The organism is Exiguobacterium sp. s70 (assembly GCF_018618315.1).
GTDB classification, from domain to species: domain Bacteria; phylum Bacillota; class Bacilli; order Exiguobacteriales; family Exiguobacteriaceae; genus Exiguobacterium; species Exiguobacterium chiriqhucha.
Window position 1 is genome coordinate 1 of sequence record NZ_JACSLV010000012.1, and the last position, 7,465, is coordinate 7,465.

Genomic DNA, 7,465 nt, shown 5'->3' on the forward strand with positions numbered 1-7,465 from the left:
CCAGGCAAGATCGTTCCGCAATAGCTCAGTGGTAGAGCAACCGGCTGTTAACCGGTAGGTCGTAGGTTCAAATCCTACTTGCGGAGCCAATTAAGGCCCGTTGGTCAAGCGGTTAAGACACCGCCCTTTCACGGCGGTAACACGGGTTCGAATCCCGTACGGGTCACCATTTGGAGGATTAGCTCAGCTGGGAGAGCACCTGCCTTACAAGCAGGGGGTCGGCGGTTCGATCCCGTCATCCTCCACCATCTTTTTAATAAATAATCAAACCATATATGCCGGTGTAGCTCAGTTGGTAGAGCATCTGACTTGTAATCAGAGGGTCGAGGGTTCGAATCCTTTCGCCGGCACTCCTTGGGGGGGTAGCGAAGTGGCTAAACGCGGCGGACTGTAAATCCGCTCCCTCGGGTTCGGCGGTTCGAATCCGCCCCCCCCCACCAGGTTTGAGCCATTAGCTCAGTTGGTAGAGCATCTGACTTTTAATCAGAGGGTCGCAGGTTCGAGCCCTGCATGGCTCATTTTTATGCGGAAGTAGTTCAGTGGTAGAATACGACCTTGCCAAGGTCGGGGTCGCGGGTTCGAATCCCGTCTTCCGCTCCATATTATTCCCTTGACGGGGCCTTAGCTCAGCTGGGAGAGCGCCTGCCTTGCACGCAGGAGGTCAGCGGTTCGATCCCGCTAGGCTCCACCATTTGTTTTTTTCTTAAGTTACTTATGACTTAAGTTTTTTTTTGCCTAAATCCATGAACCATTCACTTGAGAGTACAGAGAAAGGCAGCCTGCCACCATTCAGGCTGCCTTTTTGTATGTTTATTCATCATTGTGTGAAGTTGAACCACGAGTTTGGTAGCGTTTACAATGAAGTTATAAACGTTCAAGGGGGAATGGGGATGAATTGGTCATATATTGAAGTACCGCTACGTTATGGACAGGGGAAACATGGCGTAGAACAAGGTCCATCAAAATTACGGACACTCGGATTGGAAACACTATTGCCAGCAGAAACGAAGCAACAGACGATCCGTGTCTTACCTGAATCTGAAATGATTAACAGTGAAGAGCATTTGAAGCGGGTAGATGGAGTCTTATACACGGTCCAAGAACTCGCGGAGGTCGTCGATGCAGACATTCAAGCGAAGCGATTCCCGTTGATCGTTGGGGGCGATCACAGCATGGCAATCGGAACGCTGGCGGGTCTTGCCAAAACGGGGCCATACGGTGTCATCTGGGTCGATGCGCACGCTGACCTGAACACGGGTGAGACCTCACCATCGGGCAATATTCATGGGATGCCACTTGCTGCGGCGATGGGGATGGGAGATATCCGCCTGACCGAGGTCGGTGGACGTGAACCGAAACTCGCGCCCGAACATTTGGTGTATATGGCGCTTCGGGATATCGACGAAGGTGAAATTCGAGAAATCAATCGACTCGGTATTAAAGTAATCACGGTCGAAGAGATTCGGACACGGGGCGTCGACGTCATGATGGACGAGGCACTCGCTTATTTGCGCGCACGTGTGGACCGGTTCTATCTTAGCTTCGATATGGATAGCTTGGATGCGAAACTTGTTCCAGGTACCGGCACGCCAGTCGATCAAGGACTGACCGCCGAAGAAGGCAAAGCCATCTTGGCCGAAGTAATGAAGGCTGACGATTTGATTGCGGTCGAACTCGTAGAATTAAATCCATCGCTCGATCATGATGACACAACGGCCCAGTTGGCGTTCGAGTTATGTAAGACGATTTTGAAATCCAAAGAAAACCTGTTATTGGAAAGTGAAACTGTCTGACGACCTTACAGTTTCCAAGTCTGTTTGCTACAATGGACTTGGAAACTTTTTTTATTGTCATGCGATTTTAATGAAACCTACATAGAGACAAATCCGTATAGAAGGATGACCGCATAGGTTGCGGAGAGGGGAAGTGGACTGATGGAACGGCTGACCACCCGTTTAGTCGACGAATTAAGGTCGGGGAATCATGATTCGTTTGCTGAGCTGGTAGAACTGTACAAGGATGGTGTCTTTGCTGTCGCTTATAAGATATTATATGATCGAGGCGAAGCGGAAGATGCTGCCCAGGAGACGTTTATTCGGGCGTATACCCGAATCGATACGTATGATCCCCAGTACAAGTTCAAGACGTGGATTTACCGGATTGCGACAAACGTGGCAATCGACCGTCTGAGAAAGCGAAAGCCGGAATATTCAATGGATGCCGAGATTGCGGGCACCGATGGCTTGACCTACCAGGACCACTTGGCTGATGAAGCACCCCAACCCGACGCCCAAGTCGTTCATCGCGAAATTCGAGGCGAGATGCATGAAGCGATTAAACAGCTGCCCGACAAGTATCGGATTCCATTGCTGTTGAAATACGTGGATGACTTATCGCTTAAGGAAATTAGCGTCATGATCGATATGCCGGTTGCTACGGTTAAAACAAGGATCTTCCGGGGAAGAGAAATGTTAAAAACAATCTTTCAAAACAGGGAGGGGTTCAATTGACTCCTGAAGAAAAAGTACAACAATATTTGGAAGATGGCATCCTGCCCGAAGAATCTGACGAACTACGTCAATTGTTGGAGGACGACGATTTATATGAAGCGTACCTCCACTACGAACGAATAGATGCCGAACTGAAGGCCTTACCACGGCCCAAACTATCCGATGATTTTACAGCCCGTGTCATGGCGTCCTTACCGGAAGCGAAAGCACGGGTCGAGGTCGCACCAGTGACTCGATTTGAAGAAAAAGTCCGGACAAAACAGAAACCACAATCTAAATGGATGACGTGGTTCCGTAAGCATCCAGGACTGATGGCGGCCGCTCTCTTCTTTAGTTTGATGTCGAGCGCGACACTTGGCTTATGGAATGAATCGACGGAGACGATGACATACACGAAAGTGCCGGGCATCGTTGTGACATCGAACGAGGTGGTCGTCCCACAAGGTGTAACCGTCGAGCGGGACATCACGGTGCAAGGCGGTGACCTCCGGATTGAAGGGACGGTCAACGGGAACGCGACGGCCGTAAATGGTCGGGCTTATCTGGCTAGCGCTGGAGAAGTCACGGGAGAACTCGAACAAATCGATCGGATGTTTGAGTGGATGTGGTATTCGTTCAAACAAATCTTCTAAAAGAGGGCGCCGGAGACGGCGTCTTTTTTGTTCGTTTCAATCTGGTTTCGTTTTATCGTCTGGCGATGCGTGGTTTCAGAAATGTGATATAATGTAATTTGCACGAATTGGCTAGGTAGTTGAGGAGGGGAGCATTTGCCGCTACTTGAACAGGTTTCATTCTTATCATTCTTTAGTCTTTCAGAAAACGTACATTGGTACGATTATTTGAATGACGTTTTAGATATTGTCGTCGTCACGTATGTCATCTACAAATTGATGATGATTGTACGTGGGACAAAAGCGGTCCAATTGATTAAAGGGATTTCCATTATCCTTGTCAGCTGGTTCCTCAGCGGATTCTTTGGGTTGAAGACGTTACAGTTCTTATTGAACCAGGTCATCACCTACGGATTACTTGGGATTATCATCATCTTCCAACCGGAACTCCGACGTGGGCTCGAGCATCTAGGGCGAACGAGTAACTTGTTCGGTCGCACGAGCACGAGTGACGAGGATAAACAGCGTCAAATGATTGAAGCGATTGTCAGCTCGGCACAATATATGTCAAAACGTCGCATCGGTGCGCTGATTGCGATTGAACGCGATACGGGATTGAATGAGTATGTCGAGACCGGGATCCGCATGGATTCACACATCACGTCACAACTGATTATCAACCTGTTCATTCCGAACACCCCGCTCCATGATGGGGCAATGATTATCCAAGATGGGAAAATTGCGGCAGCAGCCTGTTATTTACCATTGTCGGAAAGTCCACATATCGATAAAGCGCTAGGTACCCGACACCGGGCCGCCATCGGGGTCAGTGAAGTGACGGATAGCGTGACGCTCACCGTCTCTGAAGAAACAGGCGCCGTGTCGCTCGCGATTGCGGGACGTCTGTATCGAGAGTTGGATGAGGAGGGACTTCGCAATAAATTGATCCAAGAACTCGTTATTGAAGAAAAAGAGACGACACTCTCGTTCTTCAATAAAAAAGGGGGGGACAAGTAAGTGATTGATCAGTGGTTACAACATAAATGGTTTCTCCGCGTCATCGCACTTGCTTTAGCCATCCTACTTTATTTCATGGTCGCCGAGACGAGTTCGTCGACCAACTCCACAAACGCCCTCCCGATTGTCGGACAAAGTTCGATGACGCTCGACGTTCCCGTCGAAGTGTTCTTCGATGAGGTGCAGTACGTGGCATATAACGTCCCAGAAGAAATGAGCGTCGAACTGCAAGGTCCGTCCAGCAGTTTGACGATGACCAAGTTGGTGAAAGATTATCAAGTCTTCGTCGATTTAACGAACCTTGGGACAGGCTTCCATCGCGTTCCGGTCGAGGCACGCGGCTTTGGCGGAGACGTCAACGTCGAACTCGAGCGGGATACGGTCGAAATCTATATTGACCGCAAACAGACGGTCGAAGTCCCGGTATCGGTCAACCTATTGAATAAAGACCAATTGCCAGAAGGGAAAGTGGTCGGTGACGCCGACATCGAACCGACGACAGTGAAAGTGTCAGGCGGTGCCAGTCGGATTCAAAACGTTCAAGAAATCACGTTGAACGTCGATGTCGCCAATCAAAGTCAAACGTTCACGCGTGAATTGACGCCAACGATTTTAGATGCCAATGGCAATCCGCTCAATGTTACCGTCGAACCGAACATCATCAGTGTGTCGGTGCCGGTCTACGAACAAAGTGCCGTCTTCCCGATTGAGGCGGTGACGACCGGTGACGTGGCAGATGACTTCAGACTCGTCGACACGTTGCTAGAAGAGACGGAAGTCCGTGTCTTTGCGCCACAAGACGTGCTCGATGCAATCGACACCGTTGAGACGGAGCCGATCGATTTAGACGGCATCGACAAGACCGGAAAAGTGACCGCAACGCTCGCCGTGCCGGAGGGTGCCTCATCGCTTGAGACGAAGCAAGTGGAAGTCCAATTGCTCGTTCGAGCGGCGGATGAGTCGCGAGACGACACGGGTGAATTGACGGAACGAGTCCGATTGACAGTACCTGTGACCGTACGAGGATATGACCGAACGAACTTTACGCTCCAAGCCCCTGAAGTGATCGGGGTCACCTTGTCCGGGAAGCGGTCCCTCTTAGAGAGCATCACGTCGAACAGTGTGAGTGTGACCTTGGATTTGACGGGCCTCCCGAGCGGGTTACACGGGGTCGACGTCGACTATGAAGTACCAAAAGGTGTGACCGTCGTCTCACCGAAGACAATCGACATCGAGTTAACGAGCGTCGATGAACAAACCGAAACGTCCTCGATTCAATGAGGCGTTCAATCATACAAAAGTGAGGAATTGAATTTATGGGTAAATATTTTGGAACTGATGGAGTCCGCGGTGTCGCGAACTCAGAATTGACAGCAGAGTTAGCATATCGTTTAGGTCGTGCGGGCGGCTACGTGTTATCGAAACACTTGCCAGCCGGCGAACAGCCAAAAGTATTGATTGGCCGTGACACACGCATTTCAGGTCATATGCTTGAAGGTGCGCTCATCGCGGGTCTCCTATCAATCGGAGCCGAAGTGATGCGTCTCGGCGTCATCTCGACGCCAGGTGTCGCTTATTTGACGAAGTCGCTCGATGCGACGGCTGGTGTCATGATCTCGGCATCGCACAACCCGGTAGCCGATAACGGCATCAAGTTCTTCGGTAGCGACGGCTTCAAGCTCGACGACGCGACAGAAGCGGAAATCGAAGCGATTTTGGATGCGGCGGAAGACACGTTGCCACGCCCGGTCGGAAAAGACCTCGGCTTTGTCTCAGACTACTACGAGGGTGCACAGAAGTACCTTCAAATGTTGAAACAGACGGTTGACGAAGATTTCGACGGTCTCCATATTGCCCTTGACTGCGCCCATGGTGCGACGAGCGGATTGGCAGCACGTCTGTTTGCTGACCTCGAAGCGAACGTCTCGACGATTGGCAACTCGCCGAACGGCTTGAACATCAACGAAGGTGTCGGCTCGACACACCCTGAGCACTTGGCACAGTTCGTTCGTGAAAAAGGAGCGGACATGGGTCTCGCCTTTGACGGCGACGGCGACCGCTTGATTGCAATCGATGAGAACGGTGATATCGTCGACGGCGATAAAATCATGTACATCTGCGGGAAGTACTTGAGCGAGAAAGGCCGTCTCAAAGACAACACGATTGTCGCGACGGTCATGAGTAACCTCGGCTTCCATAAAGCGGTTGAAGATGCTGGCATGACGGCGCTTCAGACGGCGGTCGGTGACCGTTATGTCGTCGAAGAGATGAAGAAACACAACTACACACTCGGTGGCGAGCAGTCGGGTCACCTCATCTTCCTCGACCACTCGACGACGGGAGACGGCATGCTCTCTGGCGTTCAACTCGCCCAAATCGTGAAGACGACAGGCCGCAAGCTATCAGAACTCGCGGCTGAGATGCCGGTCTACCCACAAAAACTCGTCAACATCCGTGTCACGGACAAAAACGAGGCGATGAACGGCGACCGCGTTCTCGCGACGATTCAAGAAGCGGAAGCAGAAATGAACGGCAACGGCCGCATCCTCGTCCGCGCTTCTGGTACGGAACCGCTCGTGCGCGTTATGGCGGAAGCACCGACATCAGAAGAGTGTGACCGTTATGTCGAACGAATTGCACAAGTTGTTCGCGAAGATTACGGTGTAGAAGGATAATTTTGTCGAAATAGGGAATAAAACAAGGGAATCCGTCTGCGGGTTCCCTTTTTGTTTCCGTTTTGTCACTGTGAAATTATGTGATTTTCTTGACGAATGGAGGTGTGATTTGTACTATTAAGAGCGTGCCCTTAGAAACGGAAGGTCACCCAGTACGAAACAAGCGCCAGAACTCTACGGAGTTGACGAGGTTGGGGGTTATCGAGTTTTCGGCGGATGCCTCCTAGTCGCCTGTCACGACTACAAGCAAACCCTCAAAACGCCCGGGCGACCGGACGGCCAAAGGGGAGCGCGTTGACAGCTCTTAGAAAAAGCCCGTTTCCTTTTTCGAGAAATCGAAAATAAAGGGAGATTTTTGTATGTGTGGAATTGTAGGAATGATTGGGAACACCGGAGCGAAGGAAATCCTTCTCAAAGGTCTTGAAAAACTTGAGTACCGTGGTTATGACTCGGCAGGTCTTGCTTTGATGCATGATAACGTGAACGTGCATAAAGAAGTCGGCCGGATTGCTGCGCTACGCGAAGTCGTCCCAGCAGAAGTAGATGGCACGATCGGAATCGGTCACACACGTTGGGCGACACACGGCGTGCCGAGCGTCCCGAACGCCCACCCGCACCAGAGCACGACGGGCCGCTTCACGCTCGTCCACAA

The 7,465-nt window shown here is 51.0% G+C and carries 6 protein-coding genes, 8 tRNA genes and 1 pseudogene; all 15 read left to right on the forward strand.

Annotated elements, in window-relative coordinates; genetic code table 11:
• Window positions 1-14 precede the first annotated feature (14 nt).
• Window positions 15-89 (forward strand) — tRNA-Asn (locus KNP84_RS14950).
• Between the two features lie 5 nt (window positions 90-94).
• A tRNA-Glu gene (locus KNP84_RS14955) sits at window positions 95-169 on the forward strand.
• Window positions 170-172: 3 nt separating this feature from the next.
• Window positions 173-248, forward strand: a tRNA-Val gene (locus KNP84_RS14960).
• A 29-nt stretch (window positions 249-277) separates the two neighbouring features.
• Window positions 278-350: transfer RNA gene (locus KNP84_RS14965), tRNA-Thr, on the forward strand.
• A 6-nt stretch (window positions 351-356) separates the two neighbouring features.
• A tRNA-Tyr gene (locus KNP84_RS14970) sits at window positions 357-440 on the forward strand.
• Window positions 441-445: 5 nt separating this feature from the next.
• Window positions 446-518, forward strand: a tRNA-Lys gene (locus KNP84_RS14975).
• 7 nt (window positions 519-525) lie between these two features.
• Window positions 526-600 (forward strand) — tRNA-Gly (locus tag KNP84_RS14980).
• A gap of 15 nt (window positions 601-615) precedes the next feature.
• Window positions 616-691 (forward strand) — tRNA-Ala (locus KNP84_RS14985).
• Between the two features lie 199 nt (window positions 692-890).
• Window positions 891-1,793, forward strand: coding sequence for an arginase (gene rocF, locus KNP84_RS14990; protein ID WP_021065188.1), 903 nt, complete (start codon window positions 891-893; stop codon window positions 1,791-1,793).
• 141 nt (window positions 1,794-1,934) lie between these two features.
• On the forward strand, window positions 1,935-2,510 hold the full coding sequence (gene sigW / locus KNP84_RS14995) for an RNA polymerase sigma factor SigW (protein WP_021065187.1): 576 nt from the start codon (window positions 1,935-1,937) through the stop codon (window positions 2,508-2,510).
• Window positions 2,507-3,142, forward strand: coding sequence for a polymer-forming cytoskeletal protein (locus KNP84_RS15000; protein WP_029594435.1), 636 nt, complete (start codon window positions 2,507-2,509; stop codon window positions 3,140-3,142). Before sigW ends, KNP84_RS15000 begins: the two co-directional genes overlap by 4 nt.
• Before the next feature lie 135 nt (window positions 3,143-3,277).
• Window positions 3,278-4,138 carry a diadenylate cyclase CdaA gene (cdaA, locus tag KNP84_RS15005; protein WP_021065185.1) on the forward strand — a complete coding sequence of 287 codons (861 nt, stop codon included), beginning with the start codon at window positions 3,278-3,280 and terminating at the stop codon, window positions 4,136-4,138.
• Window positions 4,139-5,419 (forward strand): CdaR family protein, encoded by a 1,281-nt coding sequence (locus KNP84_RS15010; RefSeq protein WP_214830551.1) that lies wholly within the window; start codon window positions 4,139-4,141, stop codon window positions 5,417-5,419. It abuts the gene before it with no gap.
• Window positions 5,420-5,454: 35 nt separating this feature from the next.
• Window positions 5,455-6,813 carry a phosphoglucosamine mutase gene (gene glmM / locus KNP84_RS15015; RefSeq protein ID WP_021065183.1) on the forward strand — a complete coding sequence of 453 codons (1,359 nt, stop codon included), beginning with the start codon at window positions 5,455-5,457 and terminating at the stop codon, window positions 6,811-6,813.
• A gap of 359 nt (window positions 6,814-7,172) precedes the next feature.
• Window positions 7,173-7,465 (forward strand): annotated as a pseudogene (locus tag KNP84_RS15020) (glutamine--fructose-6-phosphate transaminase (isomerizing)); the annotation flags it as partial.

What these genes read in the sequence shown, in the direction of transcription:
- glmM (WP_021065183.1), top strand. Translation starts at nt 5,455, where the DNA reads ATGGGTAAATATTTTGGAACTGATGGAGTCCGCGGTGTCGCGAACTCA.
- sigW (WP_021065187.1), top strand. Translation starts at nt 1,935, where the DNA reads ATGGAACGGCTGACCACCCGTTTAGTCGACGAATTAAGGTCGGGGAAT.
- rocF (WP_021065188.1), top strand. Translation starts at nt 891, where the DNA reads ATGAATTGGTCATATATTGAAGTACCGCTACGTTATGGACAGGGGAAA.